Source organism: Roseibium sp. R5 (assembly GCF_055755305.1).
In genome coordinates, this window is the sequence record NZ_CM146910.1 from 4,479,687 (window position 1) to 4,503,164 (window position 23,478).

General features: G+C 57.7%; 24 protein-coding genes and 1 tRNA gene. 14 read left to right on the plus strand and 11 right to left on the minus strand.

Annotation, left to right across the window (positions count from 1 at the left end; translation table 11 throughout):
* The first annotated feature begins 27 nt into the window (after window positions 1-27).
* The 6 genes from hsdR (at window position 28) to AC0J4F_RS20820 (ending at window position 8,142) form a co-directional block, all read left to right on the plus strand.
* Entirely contained in the window at window positions 28-3,441 is a 3,414-nt protein-coding gene (gene hsdR / locus AC0J4F_RS20795; RefSeq protein WP_473024550.1) for a type I restriction-modification system endonuclease, read from the plus strand.
* A gap of 66 nt (window positions 3,442-3,507) precedes the next feature.
* A complete protein-coding gene (locus AC0J4F_RS20800) occupies window positions 3,508-4,971 on the plus strand; it encodes a class I SAM-dependent DNA methyltransferase (protein ID WP_473024551.1) in 1,464 nt (487 codons plus the stop codon).
* Window positions 4,968-6,302: a restriction endonuclease subunit S gene (locus tag AC0J4F_RS20805; protein WP_473024552.1), complete on the plus strand. Its 1,335-nt coding sequence runs from the start codon at window positions 4,968-4,970 to the stop codon at window positions 6,300-6,302. The genes AC0J4F_RS20800 and AC0J4F_RS20805 overlap by 4 nt, the downstream gene beginning before the upstream one ends.
* On the plus strand, window positions 6,295-6,549 hold the full coding sequence (locus tag AC0J4F_RS20810) for a winged helix-turn-helix domain-containing protein (RefSeq protein ID WP_473024553.1): 255 nt from the start codon (window positions 6,295-6,297) through the stop codon (window positions 6,547-6,549). The genes AC0J4F_RS20805 and AC0J4F_RS20810 overlap by 8 nt, the downstream gene beginning before the upstream one ends.
* Before the next feature lie 26 nt (window positions 6,550-6,575).
* A complete protein-coding gene (locus AC0J4F_RS20815; protein WP_473026455.1) occupies window positions 6,576-7,199 on the plus strand; it encodes a hypothetical protein in 624 nt (207 codons plus the stop codon).
* Window positions 7,141-8,142, plus strand: a complete 1,002-nt coding sequence (locus tag AC0J4F_RS20820; protein WP_473024554.1) for a restriction endonuclease — start codon at window positions 7,141-7,143, stop codon at window positions 8,140-8,142. Before AC0J4F_RS20815 ends, AC0J4F_RS20820 begins: the two co-directional genes overlap by 59 nt.
* A gap of 106 nt (window positions 8,143-8,248) precedes the next feature.
* Here AC0J4F_RS20820 and AC0J4F_RS20825 read toward each other — a convergent pair.
* Window positions 8,249-8,338, minus strand: a tRNA-Ser gene (locus AC0J4F_RS20825).
* Between the two features lie 371 nt (window positions 8,339-8,709).
* Here AC0J4F_RS20825 and AC0J4F_RS20830 point away from each other — a divergent pair.
* From AC0J4F_RS20830 to AC0J4F_RS20840, 3 genes are all read left to right on the plus strand, one after another.
* A complete protein-coding gene (locus AC0J4F_RS20830) occupies window positions 8,710-9,024 on the plus strand; it encodes a transporter substrate-binding domain-containing protein (RefSeq protein WP_133950822.1) in 315 nt (104 codons plus the stop codon).
* A gap of 72 nt (window positions 9,025-9,096) precedes the next feature.
* Window positions 9,097-9,471 (plus strand): hypothetical protein, encoded by a 375-nt coding sequence (locus AC0J4F_RS20835; RefSeq protein WP_473024555.1) that lies wholly within the window; start codon window positions 9,097-9,099, stop codon window positions 9,469-9,471.
* Window positions 9,472-9,543: 72 nt separating this feature from the next.
* Window positions 9,544-9,801 (plus strand): DUF930 domain-containing protein, encoded by a 258-nt coding sequence (locus AC0J4F_RS20840; RefSeq protein WP_473024557.1) that lies wholly within the window; start codon window positions 9,544-9,546, stop codon window positions 9,799-9,801.
* Between the two features lie 94 nt (window positions 9,802-9,895).
* Here AC0J4F_RS20840 and AC0J4F_RS20845 read toward each other — a convergent pair whose 3' ends face one another.
* Window positions 9,896-10,135, minus strand: a complete 240-nt coding sequence (locus AC0J4F_RS20845; RefSeq protein ID WP_055671222.1) for a hypothetical protein — start codon at window positions 10,133-10,135, stop codon at window positions 9,896-9,898.
* A gap of 429 nt (window positions 10,136-10,564) precedes the next feature.
* The gene (locus AC0J4F_RS20850) at window positions 10,565-11,323 is read right to left on the minus strand and encodes a substrate-binding periplasmic protein (protein WP_473024558.1); all 759 of its coding nucleotides are present in this window, start codon (window positions 11,321-11,323) and stop codon (window positions 10,565-10,567) included.
* Between the two features lie 282 nt (window positions 11,324-11,605).
* On the opposite strand from AC0J4F_RS20850, the gene AC0J4F_RS20855 reads away from it, so the two are divergent.
* On the plus strand, window positions 11,606-12,028 hold the full coding sequence (locus tag AC0J4F_RS20855; RefSeq protein WP_133950830.1) for a DUF2147 domain-containing protein: 423 nt from the start codon (window positions 11,606-11,608) through the stop codon (window positions 12,026-12,028).
* Window positions 12,029-12,145: 117 nt separating this feature from the next.
* Here the strand turns inward: AC0J4F_RS20855 and AC0J4F_RS20860 are convergent, their stop codons facing one another.
* Window positions 12,146-12,601, minus strand: a complete 456-nt coding sequence (locus tag AC0J4F_RS20860) for a GNAT family N-acetyltransferase (RefSeq protein WP_473024559.1) — start codon at window positions 12,599-12,601, stop codon at window positions 12,146-12,148.
* A 147-nt stretch (window positions 12,602-12,748) separates the two neighbouring features.
* On the opposite strand from AC0J4F_RS20860, the gene AC0J4F_RS20865 reads away from it, so the two are divergent.
* Window positions 12,749-13,081, plus strand: a complete 333-nt coding sequence (locus tag AC0J4F_RS20865; RefSeq protein ID WP_473024560.1) for a MazG-like family protein — start codon at window positions 12,749-12,751, stop codon at window positions 13,079-13,081.
* An 81-nt stretch (window positions 13,082-13,162) separates the two neighbouring features.
* Here AC0J4F_RS20865 and AC0J4F_RS20870 read toward each other — a convergent pair whose 3' ends face one another.
* The 6 genes from AC0J4F_RS20870 to fliK form a co-directional block, all read right to left on the minus strand.
* Window positions 13,163-13,951: a transporter substrate-binding domain-containing protein gene (locus AC0J4F_RS20870; protein ID WP_473024562.1), complete on the minus strand. Its 789-nt coding sequence runs from the start codon at window positions 13,949-13,951 to the stop codon at window positions 13,163-13,165.
* Between the two features lie 37 nt (window positions 13,952-13,988).
* Window positions 13,989-14,699: an amino acid ABC transporter permease gene (locus AC0J4F_RS20875; protein ID WP_209002472.1), complete on the minus strand. Its 711-nt coding sequence runs from the start codon at window positions 14,697-14,699 to the stop codon at window positions 13,989-13,991.
* Entirely contained in the window at window positions 14,696-15,304 is a 609-nt protein-coding gene (locus AC0J4F_RS20880) for an amino acid ABC transporter permease (protein ID WP_473024563.1), read from the minus strand. Before AC0J4F_RS20880 ends, AC0J4F_RS20875 begins: the two co-directional genes overlap by 4 nt.
* Window positions 15,305-15,760: 456 nt before the next feature.
* Complete coding sequence (gene gatB, locus AC0J4F_RS20885; RefSeq protein ID WP_133950842.1) at window positions 15,761-17,242, minus strand: Asp-tRNA(Asn)/Glu-tRNA(Gln) amidotransferase subunit GatB; 1,482 nt, start codon at window positions 17,240-17,242, stop codon at window positions 15,761-15,763.
* Between the two features lie 230 nt (window positions 17,243-17,472).
* Window positions 17,473-17,769 (minus strand): EscU/YscU/HrcU family type III secretion system export apparatus switch protein, encoded by a 297-nt coding sequence (locus AC0J4F_RS20890; protein ID WP_422024488.1) that lies wholly within the window; start codon window positions 17,767-17,769, stop codon window positions 17,473-17,475.
* Between the two features lie 8 nt (window positions 17,770-17,777).
* The gene (gene fliK, locus AC0J4F_RS20895) at window positions 17,778-20,441 is read right to left on the minus strand and encodes a flagellar hook-length control protein FliK (RefSeq protein ID WP_473024565.1); all 2,664 of its coding nucleotides are present in this window, start codon (window positions 20,439-20,441) and stop codon (window positions 17,778-17,780) included.
* A gap of 231 nt (window positions 20,442-20,672) precedes the next feature.
* Here fliK and AC0J4F_RS20900 point away from each other — a divergent pair, with 231 nt between their 5' ends.
* The 3 genes from AC0J4F_RS20900 (at window position 20,673) to AC0J4F_RS20910 (ending at window position 22,856) form a co-directional block, all read left to right on the plus strand.
* Complete coding sequence (locus tag AC0J4F_RS20900) at window positions 20,673-20,915, plus strand: DUF6455 family protein (protein ID WP_420340627.1); 243 nt, start codon at window positions 20,673-20,675, stop codon at window positions 20,913-20,915.
* Between the two features lie 205 nt (window positions 20,916-21,120).
* The gene (locus AC0J4F_RS20905) at window positions 21,121-22,323 is read left to right on the plus strand and encodes an agmatinase family protein (RefSeq protein ID WP_473024566.1); all 1,203 of its coding nucleotides are present in this window, start codon (window positions 21,121-21,123) and stop codon (window positions 22,321-22,323) included.
* Between the two features lie 17 nt (window positions 22,324-22,340).
* Window positions 22,341-22,856, plus strand: a complete 516-nt coding sequence (locus tag AC0J4F_RS20910; RefSeq protein ID WP_473024567.1) for a DUF3299 domain-containing protein — start codon at window positions 22,341-22,343, stop codon at window positions 22,854-22,856.
* Between the two features lie 177 nt (window positions 22,857-23,033).
* Here AC0J4F_RS20910 and AC0J4F_RS20915 read toward each other — a convergent pair whose 3' ends face one another.
* The gene (locus tag AC0J4F_RS20915; protein ID WP_209173301.1) at window positions 23,034-23,339 is read right to left on the minus strand and encodes a hypothetical protein; all 306 of its coding nucleotides are present in this window, start codon (window positions 23,337-23,339) and stop codon (window positions 23,034-23,036) included.
* Between the last annotated feature and the right edge of the window lie 139 nt (window positions 23,340-23,478).

Here is a 23,478-nt window from a genome sequence, read left to right on the forward strand (position 1 = left end):
AACTCATTGCTCTGAATTGGTTCTTCGATGCCGTCCACGAATTTTGATCATCTTGAAGCTCTGAGCCCGCAGCTCCACAAGCTGGGCACTTTGGCCGAGCATTTCTTTGCACAAGACGCCAACACGTCCTTGATCAAGAGCCGCCAGTTCGCGGAGTTCATGGTCAAGGAAGTCGCAGCGATGTCCGGTGAATACGAGCCGGATCTGCGCGAGACCACGCACGACCTCCTGCGGAAGCTCACGGCCCGTCAGGTGTTGCCCCGCGAGGTCGCTGATGTCTTCCATGCTGTCCGCAAACGCGGCAACGTAGCTGCTCACGATCTAGCCGGAACCCCTTCAGAGGCTCTCTCCGCACTTAAGTTCTGCCGGGCGCTGGGCGTCTGGTACCGCCGGTCCTTTGGACGGGATCCGGGGTTCAAGCCAGGACCTTTCGTTCCTCCGCGCGATCCTAAAGAAGCAGATGAGAGCCTCAAGGCCAGCCTGGAAGAGCTTCGTAACGAAGTCCGGGCAAAAGAAGCGGCGCTCGCATCTGCCCAGCAGGAGACGGAAGAACACAAGAAAGCTCGCGAAGCTCTCGAAGAGCTGGCCCGCCAAGCCACAGAGGACAGCGCCGTTTGGGAACAGTCAGCGCTGGAACAGGAAGCCACAGCAGCAGATCTCGCCAAACAACTCGCAGAGCTTCAGAAGAAGGCGGAGACAGATCCTGAACAACTGCAGCTTGAGATCAAACAGGCTGGTCGGGAAGCCGCCAGTAATCTGGAATTAGATGAGGCCGACACCCGCCTTCTCATCGATGTCCAGCTGATCGACATGGGCTGGGAAGCCGATAGCAACACCCTCACCCATTCCAAGGGAGCACGTCCGGAGAAAGGCAGAAACCTTGCCATCTCCGAATGGCCAACCGAGACCGGCCCCGTGGACTATGCCTTGTTCGTCGGTGAAGTCTGTGTCGGTGTCATCGAAGCCAAGCGTGAGGCAGCGGATGTTCCTGGTGTTCTGACCCAGGCGCTGCGTTATGCGAAGGGCATTCATCTCAATCCTGAGAACCTGGTGGTTGGTGCCCCCTGGAAGCACGGACTGGATGATCCCTACCGGGTCCCCTTTGCGTTCGCCACGAATGGCCGACCGTTTGTCCGGCAATGGAAGACCAAATCTGGCATCTGGCATTGCGATCTGCGCCATCAGAAAAACCAGCCCGATGCTCTGCCACAGTGGTTCTCGCCATCCGATCTCATGGATAAGCTAGAGACGGACGTTGACGCGGCAGCTCAAGGGCTCGCAGAGGAAAGGTTCGGAAAGGGCAAGCTACGCCCCTATCAGGAAGAGGCCATCGAGGCGATTGAAGAAGCCATCGAGAACGGCCAACGCGATGTCCTGATCTCCATGGCCACCGGGACGGGCAAGACACGGACCAGTATCGCGCTCATGTACCGGCTGCTGAAGCACTCCCGCTTCCGCCGTATCCTGTTCCTGGTGGATCGAAAGGCGCTGGGAAAACAGACTGAAGATGCGCTGGAGACCACTGAGCTGGAAGGGATGCTCAACTTCGCGCAGATCTATGGTGTCGCGGGTCTGGATCAGAAGATGCCCGAGCCTGAGCAGCGGGTTCAAGTGGCGACCGTTCAGTCGCTGATTGCCCGCATCCTGAATGAAGACGATGTCACCAAGCGGCCCACGCCCGGCACCTATGACTGCATCATCGTTGATGAAGCCCACAGAGGCTACACGCTGGATGCCGAACTCCGGGAAGCGGACATCACCTTCCGCACCTTGGAAGACTACCAGTCCGCCTATCGGCAGGTGCTCGACTACTTTGATGCTGTGAAGGTCGCGCTGACGGCCACCCCGGCACTACACACACGGGAAATCTTCGGCCACCCGGTTTATCACTACGGCTATCGTCAGGCGGTCATTGAGGGCTATTTGATCGATCATTTGCCTCCTAGGCGGATTGTCACGGCTCTTTCTGAGGCAGGCATTCATTTCGAAGGCGGCGAGGAAGTTGAGATTATCGACCGTAAGACCGGTGAGATCGACCTTTTCACTCTCGAAGACGAAGTAACACTTGACTATGATCTGGCGGCCTTCAACAGACGAGTTTACTCGGAGAACTTCAACCGTGCTGTTTGTCAGGCTCTCGCCCGAGAAATTCCTCCGGATGCTCCTGGCAAGACGCTGATCTACGCAGCGCGGGACGACCATGCAGATGATGTGGTCCGACTCCTAACTGAGCAGCTGATCGACGAGTACGGTACCTCTGCCGTTCCGCAAGGCCTGGTTCAGAAGATTACAGGAAAAACCGATAAGGCCCAGGACTGGATTCTCCGGTTCAAAAATGATTCCTACCCGAAGTACGTTGTCACGGTAGATCTTCTTACGACAGGCGTGGATGTGCCGTCGATCTGCAACCTCGTGTTCCTGCGTCGGGTCAAGAGTCGAATCCTGTATGACCAAATGATTGGCCGCGCAACGCGCCTCTGCTCCGACATTGGCAAGGACCACTTCAAGATCTTCGATGCGGTCGATCTATACGCCGAACTGCAAGAAATGTCGGACATGCGGCCCGTAGTGGTTAAGCCGAATGTTCCATTGAGCCAGCTGGTTACAGACCTCTTTAACGCTCCGGACGAGGAGGATGCCAAGTGGGTTGCGGGACAGGTCGTGGTCAAGATGCGTAGCCTCGCCAGCCGCCTTGATGACGAAACCCGGGAAAGTTTCGAGTATTACACCGGCCAGCATCCGGACACCGCCATCCATGATCTGTCGACCAGATCAGGCGCAGAGGTGTCGGAATGGTTGAAAACCTATCCTCGCGCTTTGGAAATGCTGGAGCGCAACCAGAAGAAAGCTAAACAACCACAAGACCCTGTTGTGGTTTCGCCTCATGAAGACGAGCTCAAGCGCATCGAAGAAATTTTCGGCAAGAACACCAAGCCGGAAGACTACATCGAGGGCTTCGAGCGGTATGTGCGCGACAACATGAACAAGATCCCGGCCCTGGTAGCCGTCACCCAGAAGCCCCGGGACCTCACCCGCAAGGAACTCTCCGACCTCGCCGCCATGCTGGACGAGCAGAACTACTCCGAGCGGATGCTAAGGGCTGCCTATGGCAAGGCACGGAATGCCGACATTGCGGCGCATATCATCGGCTTTGTCCGCCAGGCCGCGCTGGGCGATCCCCTGGTGCCCTACGAGAAACGGGTGGATGCGGCCATCGAGAAGATCGAGGCCTCGCGCGACTGGACCAAACGTCAAAAGGACTGGCTCCGGCGCATTGGTCGGCAGTTGCGATACAAACCAGTCGCAGATGCGTCGATACTCGACGCCGGAGAGTTCTCTGAAAAGGGCGGGTTCAAACGCATTTCCAAGGAATTCGATGGCGATCTCGCCAGCGTCCTTCAGGACTTCAACGACGCCATCTGGGGGAACCCGGCGGCCTGATCTGGTCAGCTGCCTTGAGACCCGCTAAGCCATCCCGAACGCTTTCAAACAAAGAATGACACAGCCATGAACGCCAATGCCATCGTCCAGAAACTCTGGCGCCTCTGCGCGGTCCTGCGCAAGGACGGGATCACCTACCAGCAATACGTCACCGAGCTGACCTATCTCCTGTTTTTGAAGATGATGGCCGAGCGCGACCGCGAAGACGGCAACATACCGCCAGAATACCGCTGGGACGCTCTGGTCAAGGCCGAACCCTTGCAAAAACTCAGGGTCTACCGCGAAGCGCTGACCAAACTGGGCGACCCGGAGGCCGGACATCCGCGCATGGTCCAGGCGATCTTCGACAACGCCTCTACCTTCATCCGCGAGCCGCAGAACCTGACAACCATCGTCACCGCCATTGACGATCTTGACTGGTATTCCGAAGAACGGGACCAGTTCGGTGATCTCTACGAGGGGCTTCTCCAGAAAAACGCGGAAGAAACAAAACGTGGCGCGGGACAATATTTCACCCCGCGTGTCCTGATCGAGGTGCTGGTCCGCCTGATGCAGCCCAAACCCGGCGAGGTCATTCAGGACCCGGCCTCCGGCACCGGCGGATTTCTGATCGCCGCCGACAGGCACATGCGGGCGGCAACGGACGATTATTTCGATCTCTCCGAAAAGGAACAGGCCTTCCAGAAACATCAGGCCTTTCACGGGCTGGAGAACGTGCCGGGCACCTTGCGCCTGCTCCTGATGAACCTTTATCTGCACAATCTCGACAGTGATCATGTCGATCTTGGCGACACCCTGTCCGACAAGGGCAAGGGCCTGGGCAAGGCCGATCTGATCCTGACCAATCCACCCTTTGGCCCGGCGGGCGGAGCCCCGACACGGGACGATCTGACGGTGACAGCTGCCGTTTCCTCCTACCAGCTACCGTTTGTTGAGCACTGCATCCGGTCCTTGAAGCCGGGCGGCCGGGCGGCGATTGTCGTTCCGGACAATGTCCTGTTCGAGGACGGACGCGGCAAGGCGCTGCGTCAGATGATGATGGACTGGTGCGACCTGCACACCATCCTGCGTCTGCCCACCGGCATCTTCTATGCCCAAGGTGTGAAGACCAACGTCATCTTCTTCACCAGAGGCAAGACCGAGAGCGGCAACACGGACGAAGTCTGGGTCTATGACCTCAGAGCCCAGATGCCTAAATTCGGCAAGACCAACCAGCTGACAGAAAACCACTTCAAGGACTTCGAGACAGCCTTTGGCCCCGATCCTCACGGGAAAGAACGGGGCGAGGATCGGGGCGAAGAGGGCCGCTGGCGGTGTTTCTCACGCGAAGATATAGCAGCCCGGGGCGACAATCTGGACATTTCCTGGCTGCGCGAGGCGGAAGAGGAAGCCGAGGAGGGCTTGACGGAGCCGGAAGACATCGCGGCGGCGATCCTTGGACACCTTCAGGCGGCCATGGTGGAAATCGAGGCACTGAGTACCGAGCTGGAAGAGGTGGACACGGTCGATACGCCGGAGGCGGCGGAATGAGCGAGCTACTGAGGGGGTGGGTTGAGGCGGAAGTCGGCAGCCTTTGCGACCTTATCAATGGAAAGGCATTTAAACCAAGTGATTGGTCTTCTGAAGGCCTTCCAATTGTACGGATACAAAACCTCAATAAACCTAATGCGTCTTACAATCACTTTGGCGGCGAGGTCGAGCCCAAGTTTTTGATTGATGATGGCCAACTTCTCTTCGCATGGTCGGGAACCCCCGGAACCTCGTTTGGTGCGCATGTCTGGAATAAGGGGAAAGCTGTCCTCAACCAGCACATCTTCAAAGTGAATTTCAACGATGAGAACCTTGATCGGCAGTTCTTCAAGACTGCGATAAATTTTAAGCTCGAAGAGCTGATTGGCAAGGCGCACGGAGGTGTCGGACTACGCCATGTAACAAAGGGAAAGTTCGAAGAAACCAAGCTCCCCCTCCCGCCCCTGGCCGAGCAGAAGCGGATTGTCGCCAAGCTGGACGCCTTGAGCGCCCGCTCCGCCCGCGCCCGCAAGGACCTTTCCCGCATCGACACCCTCGTCACCCGCTACAAACAGGCAGTGCTCTCCAAGGCATTCTCGGGGGAGCTGACGAAGCTACAGTCAGATGAACCCCTCAAGGTTGTTTCTGTCGATGCAATAACCGCCGAACTCGACCAAGGTTGGAGCCCGAAGTGTGAACGTGTCCCCGCAACTGTAGACGATCAATGGGCGGTGATCACGACAACTTCCATTCAGGCCATCGACTTCTTCCCAGAGGAGAACAAGCTTCTTCCGGAATTTCTAGAGCCCCGCCATCACTTACAAATTAACGAAGGCGATATTCTGATCACTCGCGCCGGGCCACGTGTTCGATGTGGCGTATGTTGCTACGTGGCTAAAACTCGACCAAATCTCATGCTCTGCGACAAGGCCTACCGCTTGCGTTTGACTGAAAACTTTGATCCCGAGCTTTTTGTGTTTCTGATGAATTCACCAGAACTGATGTTGGAAATCGAGCGTCTCAAAACAGGTGGCAACGATAGTGGCCTAAACCTTACCCAAAAGCGGTTCAAAGCATTACAGCTTCCGCAATGGTCAATGAGCACCCAGCAGGATTGTGTTGCTGTGATTAAAAAGCACTTCGCAAAGGCCGACCGGCTGGCGGCGGAGGCCAAACGAGCGCTGGAGCTGACCGACAAGCTGGACGAGGCCATCCTCGCCAAGGCCTTCCGGGGCGAACTCGTCCCCCAGGACCCCAACGACGAACCCGCCAGCACCCTCCTTGAGCGCATCAAGGCCGACCGCGCCGCTCAACCCAAGCCCAAGCGGGGCCGGAGGAAGGCGAATGGCTGATGTTACTCGCGAAACGTATAAAGACTGGGTTGTGACCGCGCTCACACAACTAGGGCCAAGCGCCCCGAGGCAGGTCTATGCATGGGTTGCATCCAATTGTCCGATCCCTGAGACGGACCTCAATGGCACCACACCAGATGGTGAGCCTCTATTTGAAAAGAAAGTCCGGTTCGCACGATGGGATCTGCGCCGCGAGGGAACCATTGACGGATCAAGGCGCGGCACTTGGGCCCTAAAGACGGCTTGATGAAACATGATGTACAAGAGGTGGGGATGAAAAAACCGGGCTCGATGAAAGCTCTTGAGGACTTGGGCCGTGTTCGTCTGTCTGAAAACTTCTACATGCGGGATTTTCTTTATTCGGAGATCTCCAGTTTCTACGGCATACCGAACATCCCCCATCATCCCGATCTGGCCATCGAGGCGGGCACAAGGCTCTGCCATGAGCTTCTGGAGCCGCTCCGTGCAACCTTCGGCCATGTCGCCATCCGCTCCGCTTACCGGTCTCCGGAAGTGAATGGCTATGGCAACGACCACGGCCACAACTGCGGCAGCAACGTTTCGAACCATGCCCGCCACATCTGGGATTACCGGGACGCAGATGGTCACATGGGCGCGACGGCTTGTGTGGTCGTGCCGTGGGTGTGGGACCGGCATCAAGAGGAGGGTGACTGGCGCAAGCTGGCATGGTGGATCCATGACCATCTGCCCTACAACTCCCTCTACTTCTTCCCCAGGCTGTGGGCGGTGAACCTCAACTGGCGGGAGAACCCGGTCCGGCGCATCGACAGCTATGCGGCGCCAAGGGGGGCGCTGACGAAGCCGGGAATGGACAACCATGGCGGTGAACACAGCGAGTGGTATAAAGGCTTTCCCGGCCTTGCCAGAGGGCGCTGAGATGACCATTCCCGACTATCAATCGCTGATGCTCCCGGTCCTACGCTATGCGGCAGAAAGCGAACAGCGGGTGCCGGATCTGGCGGACAGGATTGCCGATGACTTCGGGCTGAGCGCGGAAGACCGCGAGGAACTGCTCACAAGCGGCCGCCAACGGGTGCTGCATAACCGGGTCCACTGGGCGAAGTTCTACATGAGCAAGGCCGGTCTGATCGACAGCCCCGCTCGTGGCCGCTTCATTGCCTCCGAGGCGGGCAGACGGTTTCTGGCCAGCAATCCGGAGAAACTGGACACGCAAAGCCTGATGCAGATCCCGGTCTTTGCCGAGTTCTACGGCAGGAATGGACAATCCTCCGGAGACAACGACGGGAAGCCAACGGAAGAGCCCTCTTCAGATCTGATGGCGGGGTCATCCTCGACACCGGAAGAGCAGATCGGCGAGGCCTACCGGTCCCTAAACGCCGCCTTGAGGGCGGATCTCCTCGACCGCATCCGGGAGAACACTCCGGCCTTCTTCGAGAAGCTGATTGTCGACCTTCTGGTGGCCATGGGCTATGGCGGCTCCCACAAGAACGCTGCCGAACAGCTGGGCCGGTCCGGGGACGGCGGTGTCGATGGGATCATCAACGAGGACCGGCTGGGCCTTGACAGAATCTACGTCCAGGCCAAGCGGTATGCCGAAGGAAATACCATTGGCCGACCCGAAGTGCAGGGCTTCGTCGGCTCGCTGGTGGGCCTCGGAGCGACCAAAGGCGTCTTCGTGACCACCTCGGGCTTCTCAAGAGGAGCCGTGGAGTATGCCCACAATCTGCCCCAGAGGGTCATCCTGATCGACGGCTATAGACTGGCCGACCTGATGATCGAACACGGTGTCGGTACACGGACGCAGCAAACGATTCATATCCAGCGGCTGGACGAGGACTTCTTCACAGAAGACGGGTAGAGCCGGTCTGACACTCCAAAGCGTGTGGGGAAAACGTGTGTGGGCGCTCAAAATCACTACTGTCTAAGTGATTGATTTTTAACAAAATCAAGAGACCGAACGAAAGTGGCGGAGAGGAAGGGATTCGAACCCTCGAGACGGTTGCCCGCCTACTCCCTTAGCAGGGGAGCGCCTTCGACCACTCGGCCACCTCTCCGGTAGGCCCCGTGTACGAACAAAAATCCATGAGTTCAAGGGGATTTTTGACTTGGCCCAGTTTTTCCACGAACAGACACCGGTTCTGTCTTCCCCCGGCACACACGGTGCGGTTCCTGCCTGTTTGACCGCCAATCCCGAAAGTCTTGCAACGGTAACTTAGAAGTGCCGGATCCGGGAGATTGATTTCAGGCGGTCAACTTCGCCAGGACGCGCCTGTTTGTTTCAAGATATTTTGGGGTTTTGGCCGCGCGCAGGTTCGATTGCGCGTGAATTATCCCGGCACGCAAAGTGCCAACTCGATACCAAAACCGCGGTTCCTGACAGATTTCACAGCTTGCGGGCGTTCAAGATTTGCGGCGGTATTGAGCCATGGTTTCCGCGTATCTTTCCTCACTGGCGCGCCATCTGCGCGCGGCCTTGATCCTCATGTGCTTTGCGCTCCCGGTCCGGGCGCAGGACCTGACGATCGTTACAGAGGAGTTTCCGCCTTACAACTATTCGGACAATGGCCTTGCCCAAGGTCTCTCCAGCGAGGTTGTCCAGGCGGTTCTTTCACAAGCCGGACTGACCGCCGAATTCCTGTTTTTGCCGTGGGCTCGGGCCTACCTGACCGCGCAGAACACCAAGAACACGGTGATCTTTTCGATCGGCCGGATCCCGGAACGGGAAGATCTTTTTGAGTAGATCGGCGTCATCGCACCCTACAACACGTCCCTTTACAAACTGGCGAGCAGGACGGATCTGACGGTCGAGTCATTGTCCGATGCAAAGGATTACAGCATCGGCGTTTCAGTCGAAGACGTGATTTACCAATATCTTAAGAGCCAGAACTTCACTAATCTCGATATCGTGGGTGAAGATGTCTTGAACATCCGGAAACTGGCGCTCAGCCGGCTGGATCTTATCGCCTTCGACGAAGCCGCTTTCCAGTACTACCTCGATTTGGAAGACATCGATCCGGCTTTGTTTGATCGGATCTATCGGCTGGACGATATCAGCGGCGGTCTTTACATGGCCATCAACAAAGACAGCGACCCGGAGCTCATCCAGTCTTTAAAGAGCGGTCTTGAGGCAATCAAAGCGGATGGCACTTACGAACAGATTCTCAACCGCCACCGGGTCATGAACTGAAGGCGCTTTTAGCAAAGATCGAATGTTGATGGTGTTGGCAATTCACGGCTTCAGTTCTGCGCTCTGGAAGCGATGGAGCAAGTGGGGGCGCATTCGCAAGGGCTTCGACCAGACCGGCTGGTGCCCTATGCCCTTAAGGCTACGGTTCAAAACGGTCTGGAACTCTTCGCTCCGGCGGGCGCTGTGCGCAGCCAGGGAAACTGGTATGAACTCACCTACCGATGCCAGTTGAACAAGGCGGGCGATCGGGTGATGGATTTTCAATTTGTCCTCGGTCCGCCGGTCCCCGAAACCCTCTGGGCCGACCATGGACTGGCTGCAGTTCATTGAGTGCTGAAATGTGGTGACGCGGCGATAACATCTGCGCCGCGTCAGGATAGACCGTTGGATGAAGGTGCCGTTTGGCCGGCAGCCTTGCACGCAATCAATGCATCGACAGCCATTCGCGCGCAGAGCGCTGCGCTTCTGCGATCTCGGAGGAACTCATTTCACCGGAGATTTCCTTGCGATAGCGCACGGCTTCCTGGTTGCCCTTCAAAGCCGCAATGTTGAACCACTTGTGCGCTGTCACGAGGTCTGTCGTGCCGTGACGGCCACAGGCGCTGTCCAGGCCCATCTGGAACAGAATTTCAGCCGTCATCGGCTTTTCACCCATGATGGCCATGTCGTCGGAATGTATTTCATAGCGAGCCATAACGCTCTCCCCTTTTTTTCTAAAAGACTTCCCTAGAAACGAAAGCTTATCTGAAGCTTTTCCCGCCGTTTCATGAGGGTTACTTCATCAGGAGCGCTTAAAGAGGCAGTTAAAAAACAGATTTAATGAAATCCGAACAATAATTTAAGTAAGTCTGAAATTTACCGGATGACAACCATAGCGTTACGAATTGCTGTGTGTTTTCAATAACATTATCGCAAAATTTGACAGGATGGATTCATATTGGATTCACCAAAAGATCGATTGAGCATTTTTTTCAGCCAACAACAGGAGAAACACAAGCCGTGAAGAGAGCTGTCTTCAAGGCGTAAAGGGATTGCCCCACACGCTGGAAAAGCCCCTGTTGGATCAGGTCGTGATGGTGATCAGTGAGACGACTTAGGACGGATTGTCGTAGTACCGGCGGGCAAACGCATCGACGACGCCTTCATCGACCAGGTCTTTCACGATGGTATTGAGCTCATCCACCCGCTCTGCCCACTCAGATTGCCGGGAAACGCCGAGAAACAGATTGACCGTATTGCCCGGGCGGTACTCGGTTTTGACGATCCGGTCTCCGAGCCCTTGGGTCTTGAGGTAATAGTCCACCTGGCAGTCGGTGCCGATCATCACATCAAGGCGCCCGCGCTTGGTCATATCTATAAGAATGTTTTCGGCCGCAACACCCAGCTTGTCGAGCGTTGTGTCCTGATCAAACTGTTCGAAATAGGCGGAATGCAGGACGAACCCAACCGTATGCTCGCGCAAGTCCTCATAAGAGGTAATGCTGACCGGGCGGGACGCGGGCGTATAAAAGGCCGTCTCGCACGCATAATAGGGTGTGTCCGTGTAAGCGATGTATTCGGCCCGCTCCTTGCGGTAGGCCAAGCCGGTCATGACATCGACCGCCCCGGTTTGCATGGACGCCAGCCCCCGGCCCCACGGCATTCTCACCACGTCAATCTCTGTTCCAATCCGTTTCCCGACCTCGTGGATGAGATCAAGGTCCAGCCCGGTAAAACCCTCGTCGGTTAAAATGCGAAATGGCGGCCATTCGTCGGTGGCCGCTCGGATTGGGTTGGCATGCAAGGGTTTTGTGCTGACCCCGAAGAGGGTCAGGCTTATGACGACAAGACCGACGGCATTTCGAATGTACAAGCTGCCTGCCCAAATTACGGAGGACGATTGATACCCTATTACATGGTCCCCGCCCCCGGTTTTCAATCCTGCTAAAATTAGCCAGTTTAAAGATCAGCAGGACGCTTCCATAGCGCTGCATGACATTTCGCCCGTGCCTCTTGGACCAAAATATTGCGTGCTCGTGTACGCAGCACTGCAAAAAGTCGCGCATATGACGTTACGTTACGGGTATGCAACCTGGAAATACCACGATACATTCCCTTTCCGTAAACGGAAGTTATTCCGCTTTGGGAGGAACATATGTTGAAATTCAACGCCGCGGCCGCGCTTGTGGCTGCCGGACTGCTCGCAGCTACCACTGCACCGTCTTTTGCCGACGATGCCAAGGGCGACTGGGAACGCCCAAACGGAGCGTCAAAAATCCGCATCAGCTCCTGCGGTGGCGCGCTATGCGGCAAGCTCATCTGGCTGCGCGATCCGCGGAATGACACGCAAAACCCCGACGCTTCCAAACGCAGCCGCCCGCTGCTTGGCGTTCAGATCGTTCAATCCATGAAGCCGACCGGTACAGATGGTCAGTGGAAGGGCAAAGTCTATAACGCGGAAGACGGCAAGACCTATACCGGTTTCATCAAACTGACGTCTGCCAACAAGCTGAAGCTGGAAGGCTGCGTCATGGGCGGTTTGATCTGTAAAGGCGAGACCTGGAGCCGCGTGAAGTAAGACGCCGACTGCTTTGCCAAGTTCAAAGGTTTGGCCACAGCCCGCTTGCTCTGTCCGCTTTTGAATGTGTGGCGCATTTTCGGACCGGGCGGCGGGCATTTCCTTTTGAAGCGCTGGTCAGATAAGCATTTTCTTGTAGCCCAAATGGCTCTGATCATAGCCGAGACGCTTGTAGAAATGATGGGAGCCTTCGCGTTCCTTGTTTGACGTGAGCTGAACGAGACACGCCCCAGCCTCGACAGCAAGTCTCTCGGCATGGGCCATCATGAGCTTGCCAACGCCGGAGCCCCGCTGATCCGCACGCACATGGACGCTTTCCAATTCCACCCGCGGCCGGCCCTGAAACGCAAGACCTTTGAGAAAATGGATCTGGTAGGTGCCGATCACCTCGCCTGCCGCATCCAGCGCGACGTAGATGTCCATTTCGGGAGCCGCCAGCATAGCCTCGAACGCCGGTCGATACTCCTCAGTATTGCCGAACTCCTTGCCCTTCCGGACGCTGGTCGCCCCGGCATTGATGATGGCAACAATATCGGCCAAGTGGCTATGGGTGGCTTTTTCAATTTTGATCATGGGTATCGCTGGCGTTTGGCAAAAAGACCTGCGGCGTTGGTACCCCGATTCCCATGTCCGGCAAATTGACAAGTCGCTTGAGCCTTGCGAAGGGGTGTGCGCTGCCGCTTCTTTTATCTGCTTACCCACACTCTTGGAGCCAAACCCATGAAATTTTCCGATCTGCGTGAGGCCAACATCACCCGCCAGAAAGAGTGGCCCGGCAATGATCAGGCCGACGTCGCCTTTCGCGGGCTGGAAGTTGCCGGGGAATTCGGGGAAGTCGCGGAAGCCTTGAAGAAATATTTGCGCGGAACCCGTGGCATCAAGGGCTCCACAGCAGATCTTCAAGATGTCGCCAATGAAATGGCTGATGCAATCATTGCCCTCGATCTGCTCGCCGATCAGATGGGCATCGATCTTGGCGCTGCGGTCACGAGGAAATTCAATGCGACCTCGAAAAAGTACGGACTGGAAACACGGTTGCCGGCTACCGACTAGACGAAATTGAACGCCGAGCAGATTGCCAAAGGAAAACGCGCGCTTTGCAACGCGCGTTTTTTTTGATAGCTGGCCTGAAATTTACAGCGTCGGGAGCGGCGGCAGGGGTGTTTTCAGCCATGTTTCAGACAGTTCATTCAATTTGCCGTTCAGCTTCTTGTGCAGAACAAACACATTGACCCACTGCAAGAGGTCGATGTTGCCTGTTTTCACGCCAATAAACGACGGAGAGTTCGCGATCACGAATTTGGTTTCGAGGTCGAAATCCGGATTGTCATTGGAGATGCCGAGAGCAACCATGTTACCGGTGACAATGACATCTGCCTGACCGGAAACGTATGCTGCGATCGTGGCGGCGTTGTCACCAAAACGGATGATCTCCGCCCCTTCCGGAGCGTCCTCAGTGATCGCGAGATCTTCGAGCGTCCCGCCGGTCACCGCGATTTTCTTGCCGGCAAAATCAGAAATGGTTGTCACGCTGACATCCGGTTGTGCAAAGGCACCCGAAAAGAAGGGAGCGTAGGCATGAGAAAACCAGATGGATTTGGCGCGTTCAGGATTTGCGCCCAGAGTGGAGATGACCAGATCCACCCGATCGGTCTCCAGGAACGGAATGCGTTGTTTTGAAGTCACTGGAACCAGTTCCAGTTCAACGCCGAGGTCTTCTGCGATCATTTTTGCGACATCAACATCATAGCCGACATACTCACCTTCCGCGCCGAGCGAACCGAAAGGCGGAAAATTTTCAGGAATGGCTATTTTGACTGTACCCGCTTCCAGAATGTCCTTCAGTTCGGCAGACGCTGGTGCAATTGCCAGTGTCAGGGCTGTAATGGCTATACCAGCCGCTCCTGCAAGTTTCTTGAACATGTTTGAGTTCCCTGGTTTGGTGGTGATTTGGGAGGCTTTAGGCAGCAGCGGTTGCCCCACCTTTGGACGATGCGGACCCAAGGCGCTTTTCAAGACGCCGGGCCCACAAGGACAACGGAAAACAAAGCGAGAAGTAGATCATCGCCATCATCGGATAGATGATGAATGGTTGAGTGCCGGGCACCGGAGAGTTCGCCCACCGCTTGCCAATGGTCATCAGATCGTGGAACCCGATGATATAGGCGAGCGACGTTCCCTTGATGATCTGGACCATGAACCCGACGGTCGGGGCGATTGCCAGACGGAAGGCTTGCGGCAGGATGATCAAAAGCATGATCTGGAAAAGCGTCAAACCGAGCGCCTTTCCTCCTTCCCGCTGGCCGTCGGGAATAGCCGTAATGGCCCCGCGCCACACCTCTGACAAGTAAGCGCTGGTGTAGAGCGTCAACGCTATGCCAGCGGCAAGCCAGGGATCGATCTGGATTTCAAAAAGCCGCGGGGCTCCGAGCCCCAGCAGGAACAAGAGCATCAAGAGCGGAACCGACTGGAAGAGCCACGTATAGGCCATGAAAGTCCGGTCGATCAGCTTGTAGGGCGACACCCGAGCGGCGGTCACCGCCAACCCGATGAGGCCACCGCCGACAAAGGCGATCAGGGACAGATAGATCGTAAACTGGGTCGCTTCCAAAAGCTGAAACAGGACGATCCCGAAAGGTTTGCCAAAAACGGCGACAAAAGCGTCCTTCATCTGACCACCTTCCATTTGAACAGGCGGCCGTAAAGCACCCCAAGCAGACCTTTGAACATCAAGGACATCAGAATGTAGATGATCGTCAGGGTGAAAAAGACTTCAAAGGATCGAAAACTGCGGCTGTCGATGAACAGCCCTGCCCAAGTCAAATCGGTCACGCCGATTTCGGAGATCACGCCGGTTGTCAAAAACAAAAAGATGAACTGACTGTTGAGCGACGGGAACATCGACGCTACCGCCTGTGGGAACAGGATTTTCACGTACCCGAGCCATTTCGGTAGCCCAAGCGCATCAGCAGCTTCCGCTTGCCCCGCCCCCAAACCTGCAAGCCCGGCCCGCAAAATTTCCGCAAAATAGGCTGAGAAATTGAGCGTCAACGCGAGCAATGCATGGGCCCAGAAGGGCCACTGATATCCAAGAAGCAGCGGCAATCCGAAGGCCACAAAAAACATCTGTACGATGAGTGGCGTGTTGCGGATAAACTCCACATAGACTGCGGCAATCTCGGCGAAAAAAGCGATCTTGTAATGACGTACGGCGGCCAGGAGTGCCGCGAACAGAAAGCCCGCCATGCCGCCGCCGATTGTCAACGTGGCGCTCATGGCCGCGCCTTCTCCCAAAAGCAGCAAATATTCTGGATTGCGATAAATTTCGAAAAACCTGAGATCAAACATGATCCAGGTCCGGCTCGCCGTATCTCGTTGTCATCAAGCGCCCCCGTTTGGATACGGTTCGCTTGGCAATACTTGTGCCACCCGCAGGACTAAGCGTTTCTGCTAGTGTTTCGGTATCGGGCTGACAGGTTTGGCCCAATTGTTGGGCAACACGTGATCACTTTGCATACAATTTAACAAATATCGTCATACTATATTCTTTCAGGTTGAATACAGCGACGGTGCAAAGGACCATCCGCCTGCGCAGATGTCCATGAGATCGCCTAGACCGACTAAAGTGGATTCCGAGGAGAATTGGCAGCCGCGGCCGGTAGTTCTACCCAAAAACAAAAAAGGCCCCGAAAATCCGGAGCCTTTTCTTCATTTTCCCGAAAAAAGCGAACCTTATTCCAGGCCGATCTTCTGCTTCAAAAGATCATTTACCGCTTGCGGGTTGGCCTTGCCTTTTGAGGCTTTCATGACCTGGCCGACGAACCAGCCGACGAGGTTCGGCTTGTCCTTGGCCTGCTCGACCTTGTCCGGATTGGCGGCAATGATTTCGTCAACGATCGCCTCGATGGCGCCAAGGTCTGTCACCTGCTTCATGCCGCGGTCTTCAACGATCTGGGCCGGGTCACCGCCCTCTGTCCAGACGATCTCAAAGACGTCCTTGGCGATCTTGCCGGAGATTGTGCCCGCCTTGATCAAATCAATGATCCCGCCAAGTTGAGCAGCTGAGACTGGAGAGGTCTCCAGATCCTTGCCTTCCTTGTTCAGGCGGCCGAACAGCTCGTTGATCAGCCAGTTGGCGGCCAATTTGGCATCGCGGCCCTTGGCAACTTCCTCAAAGAAGTCTGCTGACGCCTTTTCGGCAACCAGAACATCGGCATCATAGGCGGTCAGACCAAAATCCTTGACGAACCGGGCCTTCTTGTCGTCCGGAAGTTCTGGCAAGTCAGCGGCCAGCTTATCGACGAAGCTCTGCGTGAATTCCAGCGGCAGCAAGTCCGGGTCCGGGAAGTAGCGGTAGTCGTGCGCTTCTTCCTTGGAGCGCATGGACCGGGTCTCGCCCTTCACGCTGTCGAACAGACGGGTTTCCTGATCAATGGTGCCGCCATCCTCCAGGATCGCCATCTGGCGGCGTGCTTCATATTCAATCGCCTGGCCGACAAAGCGGATGGAGTTGACGTTCTTGATCTCGCAGCGCGTGCCGAATTCGCCGCCCGGACGGCGGACCGACACGTTGACGTCGGCGCGCATGGAACCCTGATCCATGTTGCCGTCACAGGTACCGAGGTAGCGCAGGATGGTGCGCAACTTGGTGAGATACGCTTTTGCCTCATCGGCCGAGCGCAGATCCGGTTTGGACACGATCTCCATCAAGGCAACGCCTGACCGGTTCAGGTCGACAAAAGACATGGACGGGTGCTGGTCGTGCAGGGACTTGCCAGCATCCTGTTCCAGGTGCAGACGCTCAACGCCGATCTCGACCTGCTCATCCGGCATATCCAGAAGGATCTTGCCCTCGCCAACGATCGGCTGCTTGAACTGGGAGATCTGGTAGCCCTGCGGCAGATCCGGATAGAAGTAGTTCTTGCGGTCGAAGACGGATTTCAGGTTGATCTCCGCCTTGAGGCCGAGGCCCGTGCGGATTGCTTGGCGGACGCACTCCTCATTGATCACCGGCAGCATGCCGGGCATCGCCGCATCGACAAGCGAAACGTTGTTGTTCGGATCCTGTCCGAATTCGGTCGAGGCGCCGGAAAAGAGCTTGGCGTCGGAGGTGACCTGGGCATGGACTTCCATGCCGATCACGATTTCCCAGTCGCCGGTCGCGCCCTTGATGAATTTCTTCGGGTCGGGAGTGCGTACGTCGACAATCGTCATGGGGCGTTCAATCCTGTGTTCGTCAAAAGCGCTCGCTTGGAAGGTCACGGCCGGACAGCCGGAGCGCTGGTTTTTGCAGCCCTGATGCCTAGTCGGGAATTGGTTTTACTGCAAGGCTTTCCTTGCCCGAAGCTGGCGCTTTCGCACAAGGAGCGGAGAGCGAGGCCTGTCGGTGCCTCTCTCCTAAGCAAATTGACCGCGGCTTGACCATTGACGCTGCGTCGTCGTGATCAGGTTTCTGTCTCGCCCGGCGCCTTGGGGTGCTGCGCTTGACCGGTGCGCATGATGAAGCCGATCAGAACGGCGACGGCCTGATAAAGCTCCATCGGGATTTCATGATCGACTTCAATCTGCGACAGCGCCTCGGCCATCATCGGGTTCTGCTCGATCGGCACTCCGGCCTCCCGGGCTATGTCCTCGATCCGCTGGGCCGCCGTGCCCGTTCCCTTGGCGCTGACAACCGGCGCGCCGCCATCTTCATATTCCAGAGCAACTGCGATTTTTTCGGGTTTCGTCGGCGTGGTCATGGACACTCTCACGATTGGCGGTTGATGAGGGCGCCATATTTGGCAGCAGTTTTTGGCGGAAGGCCGCGGATGAAGCGCAGTTCCTGAAGGTCCAGCCCGGCATCGGCGAAGGCCGCCTCCATCGTTTCCTGAAGACCCGCCAGCAAATCAAGTGTCTCCTTGCGGTCCACCCAAAGGGAGATGTAAGTCCCACCGCCCCGAAGGCTCACGGCCGCTTCGAGCGGACCGGTTGCGGTGAGATCCAGTGCAAATCGCAGCCGCCAGGCCGGTTCTTCATCCTCGTCTGCGCTGTTGCCCCCGCCATCGCGGCCAATCTGCATTTGCATGACCGCCGTGTCCTGGCCGAGCGCCAGCGGCAACTCCAGAACGGTGTCCATGGGCTTGGCGGCTGCGGCCTGCGGGCCGTCATCGCCTGCGAGACCGGCGTTGGTCAATTGAGTGAGACGCATGCGCGCCAATGCAGCGTCTGTTTCCTGAAGCAGCGACTGCAGATTTTGCGGCGCGGACCCGGCCCAATAGCCACTTGAGGTTTGCGGGGCCTGGCCTTGGGGACCAGAAGAGCGGGAGGCCGGAGCTGGCTGGCGTGCTGGAAACCGGACAGCAGGTTCCGCACCCAGGCTTTGCAGCAAGCCGCGAAATGCCAAAAGAGCGGTCTTCAGATCGGGCACAGGAGACTGTTGCGCGCCTGCTGGCAACGGCAACCGTCCCTCCCCGCCCTGACCGGACAAGCGGACGGCCTGCTGCAAGGACTGTCCGGTCATTGGTTGTCCGGAGTTCAGGCGCAGTCCCAAAATCTGCTGCATGGCCTTTTGCACCGCGTCAGGAACGGAGGCCTTTCCGGCCGCCTGCGCCGACATCAAGGACCCGATTTGAGCAAAAAGATTGCCGAGGCTGGCCTGCTGTTCTGCCAAAGGCTGTCGCAAGGCCGCCGCGGCCTGCTGGACCGGCGTTGAAGCTGCCGGACCGCTCCCTTGAGAGGCAATGGCCGGTTGACCGGGCGTTGCCATGCCAGGTTTTGCGGAAACATAAGCCTGTGCCTGCGATTGCGCACTGGCGCTGACCGGCGGAGGGGGAGCCGCTTGAACATTGGCGCTCTGGGCCGCTGTCCCAGATGCGGGCGTTGAATTTGATTGAGGAGCCACAACAGTCTGATTGACTGCGGGCTGAGGCAAAGCCTGCCCGCCCGGCTGCACCGCGCCCTGTGGCCCGCCCGCGGCGGGAGGTGGAACGGATCCGGCTCCAACAGTGCCACCCTGCCCTGCAGTTGATACTGTTTGAGAGATCACCCCACCCGGCGGCGCTCCTTGCGGGGGTAAGGCTGACGCTTGGGTGGAAACGCCCGCTTGCGCTGAGGCTGATGTCACAGATGTTGGAGAAGCACCAGTCTGCGGGATCGCTTGACCCGCGGCAGGCCGGCCCGAAGCGGGGGGAACGCCGGGCGCTCCTGTACCGGTTGGCGCCCCAGCTGGTAAACCGGCGGGCAACGGCTGCCCGGTCTGCGGTGTCACCGGTGCGGTCGGTATCGGGCCAGTGCCGGGCGATTGCAGTGGAGCCCCGCCGGCGGCTGGCAACTGGGTGCCTGCCTGTGCTGCGGCAAGCGTCGAACTTCCTGCTGGCACCTGCGTTGGCGAAGTCGCACCAGCTTGCAGCGGACCAGACGCTTGCGGGCCAGAGACTTGCGCCGCGGTCGCTTGCGCGCCGGATACCAATCCTCCTAGTAGTGGCGCACTGGCTCCTTGCGAAGGGGTCGGTCCACCAGTCCCGGAAGGCACGGAGACCGCAGTCTGTGGGCCGGATTGCGCGCTGACTGGAGCGCCCGGCGTTCCAGGGGCCGGACCGCCAGAAGGCAACGGCGGAACGACGGTGCCCTGCCCAGTGCTTATGATTGGCGCACCGGCAACCGGACCACCGGCTCCCGCCCCTTGTGCCGGCAGAGGAGCCTGTCCGCTGCCTGAAGGGGTTGCTGGTTGCCCCGGTTGGGGGAGAACCGCACTTGCCGGCAATTGCCCGGGAACCTGGGCCTGATTTGGTACAGCGGGTTGGCCCGGTGCGGCAGGCTGGGTCAGGATCTGGCCGGGAAGTTGGGGCTGAACAGCACCGCCCGGTTGGGCGGGTTGCGGCAGAACGCCGGTTGCCTGAAGGAACTGAGCCAAAACAGGTGCGGGCCGTGGCAAGGTCGGCTGCCCGGTTGGTGGAGGCGCTTGTTGCGGCAACTGCTGGCCAGTCTGCTGCGCCGGTTGTTGCGGCAGCTGTTGCGTTGGTTGCTGTGTTTGTTGCGGCACCTGAGGATTTGCCTGAGGCAGCGGCGCGGATGCAGCCGGTTGGGATGCCGGAGTTTGCGGATTTGCTGTTGTGGGCTGGGGCGCGACCGTCTGACCGGTGTTTTGCGGCGGCGTTGGTGTTGCAGGTTTCGCCGTACTGCCGTCGGGCGTTAGAACAACAGCGGGCTGTTGCCGGGTGCCGGAAACCGAGAGCGTAACATTGCTTCCGACAGGCAAGGGAGACGGCACGCGAAGATCGATCGATTTGGCATCAGACGACAAGCGGACGACACCGCCCGGAAGATTGGCTTCCACCTTCGCACGCAGTTCGGTGCCCGGCTCCAGGGCCTGGGGGGCAGCTCCACCTTGCGTATTTGCTGGCAGCGGCTGTGCGCTGACCGTTTCCACCATGACACCGTCTCCAGGGTCAGTCTGAGCACACCGACTCTAACGCGCCGAGTATGGCTGCTTTCTTAAAGCTTGGCGAGAGTTGACCCTGATCAAGGCGGGGACTGCAAGATGTCTCCATCCTCGCCCTCAGAATGGATCGGATCAGGACGGGATCCCGCCAACAACTTCACGGGCTTGCCAAGCGGCATAAGCTGCCAGGCCCAGAGGACAGAGGAGTTCCCTGTGAACTGGATGGACCGATTGAACGAACGCGCCGAATTGATGGGCCGCATGCTGGACACCATCGGCGCGATGAAAGGCTTGCCAGAGGGTGTGCAAGCCGATGTGGACATGGAAACGGCTGCCCGCCGTTGCATGAGCTGTCAGGAAACCGAAAAGTGCCGCCATTGGCTGGAGCATCACGAAGATGGCGCAAAAGCCCCGCTCAAGGACTGCCCGAACGCCGTTCTCTTTGAAAGTTGGCTGAAGATCTGAACCAAACGCGCGCCTTTCCCGTCGCCACTCGGCGATGGAAACCTGGCGAAGGACAGATCCGGCGGCACTTTGGACTTTTTAGCGACTGGCGCTGTTTTTTCAGCGTGTTACGCTTCGTCAGCTATCTGGGAGGTGCTGCATCATTGGCAAAGGACTGTCTTTACTTTCAAGCCTCGTCATTCTGCCGCTATTGGGCGGACCAGCCTTGGCTCAGGTCTATGGCCATGAATACGAGGAAAATGCGGCCCCCATTCGAGAAGGCGAACAGCCGGTCGTCCCACTGGACACACAGGACCCGAGCTTCAACGCCTGGCGGACGCCTCTCCCGAGCTATGAAGGTCTAAGGGAAGATCGCGAACCCGGAATTGTCGATCCGCAGCGCTTCTTTGGCCAAGGCTACATGCAACTCCCGACGTTCCTGCATCAACCGCTGGCTTTCACCCCTGAAGATCTTGCTGCCGGTGAAGTTGACGTCGCGATCATGGGCGCGTTCACTGATATGGGCAGCGGTGCCCGCGGTGCCTCCCGCGGGCCCAATGCGGTTCGGAACTCGTCGATCTATCTTGGGTACGGCGCACGTCAGCCACACATGCATGTGATGGTCGACCCGCTCACGGACATGACCGTCGTTGATTATGGCAATGCGCCCAATGACATGATGAGTACGGAACGCACAATCCATGCAGTCCGGTCTTTTGTTCGCCAAGCAGCTGAAGTACAGCATGAGGACGGCAGCCGGGTCATTCCCTTCATCATCGGCGGCGATCATTCACTGATGTATCCGGATGTTGCCGCGCTTACCGATGTTTACGGCAAGGGCAATGTCGGTGTCGTGCACTTCGATGCTCATTATGATGCCGGCAAATACGGCATGGGACATCTGATCAATCACGGGATGCCGGTCTACAGATTGATTGAAGAGGGCCTCGTTCAGGGCAAGAACTTCATCCAGGTCGCGCTGCGCGGCTACTATCCGGATGAAAAAGCTTTCGAATGGATGCGCGACAACGGGTTCCGCTATCACACCATGGCCGAAATTGAACGCCGCGGGTTCGATGCCGTCATGGAAGACGTGATCAAAGAGGCAAATGACGGGCCGGAATACATCTTTGTCTCCTTCGACATCGACACTCTGGATCCGGCCTTCGTTCCCGGAACCGGCACACCAGAACCCGGTGGGCTGATGCCGCGCGAGGTGTTCCCGATCGTTCGGCGGCTGTGCGCAGAATCAAATGTGGTTGGCTTCGAGCTGGTCGAGCTCGCCCCCCTTGATGGACCCGACCTACGTCTCTGCACTGAATGCAAACAGGGTCATCCGCGAGTGTCTGACCGGCATTGCCATGCGCAAACAAGGCCTGACCGACCCGCATTATCTCAGCCCGCTTACGGTCACGCATGGGCAAGGTGAGAACTGATCGCCGTCTCATGACCGGAGCTTTTCTGCTTGGGCTTTGGTGCGGCTCTGCCGTGGCAGAGCCTATGACCGTCACTTGGGATGAACTGCGGGCAGACCGGCCATCATCCTGCAGCGCATTGCTGGAAAACTATCTGACTCAGCAGAAATGCACGCAGCAAGCGGCCTCCGCCCGACTGCTCTCACGCCAGTACGAAAAATGCGCGCCCGGATCGGCTGACCTTGACGGGAAAACCGTTCGCATTGCCGGATATGCGCATCCGCTGGAGTTTGAATTCAAGGATGTGAAGGAGTTTCTGCTCATTCCGCCCCTCCGCCAGGATTGCACACATCCACCGCCGCCCCTGCCGGACCAGGTGATTTCGGTGCGTTTTCCAGACGGTTTGGACGTGAATGCAGACCCTGTCTGGGTGACAGGCGTGTTGCGGCGCGAACGGGCCAAGACACACCTGGCAACGGCAAACTACACGCTTCAAGCCACATCAGTGACACAGGCCACCATACCCGAAGTCAGCGCCACCAACTGAGATTCGTATACCAAGACAGCACGGCATACCGTGCTGTTGGAGGTCGAGGCCGGCCGTAGAATGGCCCCGGATCAAGTCCGGGGCGGCGCCAATTGGGCGTTGGACGCAAGCTACTCAAAAAGCTGAGAGTATCGATTTCCGCCGTCCCGGCCCTGAGCCGGGACCTGCTCTCCGGACTTATTCAGCCGACCGGCGCCGGCGGTTGAGCCAATAGGCCACCGCACCTGCTGCCGCACCGCCTATGAACCGGAACGGGAACATGGCAAGGGCGCCCGCATCCTGGGAGATCGGTTGCGGCAATTGCAGCAAACCCACCGCAGTCTCAAGCATCAGCGACAGGGCAGCAGCCGCAAACCCGGCGATCCACAGCTTCACCGGCTGATCGGCGCGCCAGCCAAGGTAAACCCCGATCAACAGCGCAAACGGGTTTAAAAGCCCGGAAAGCGTGAACAGATCGATCCATGTATCAGAAAGCGTCATCATGGCGCTGTCTTAGCCGTGCAGCCATCAAAAAGCGAGCGCAATTGCGTCGCAGCCGAGCTTTTCCGGTTGGGTAGTGGTTTGGGCCAAATGGCCGGCAAAGCTTTACAATCGAAGAAAAGCCGTTACGTAACCCCTCACG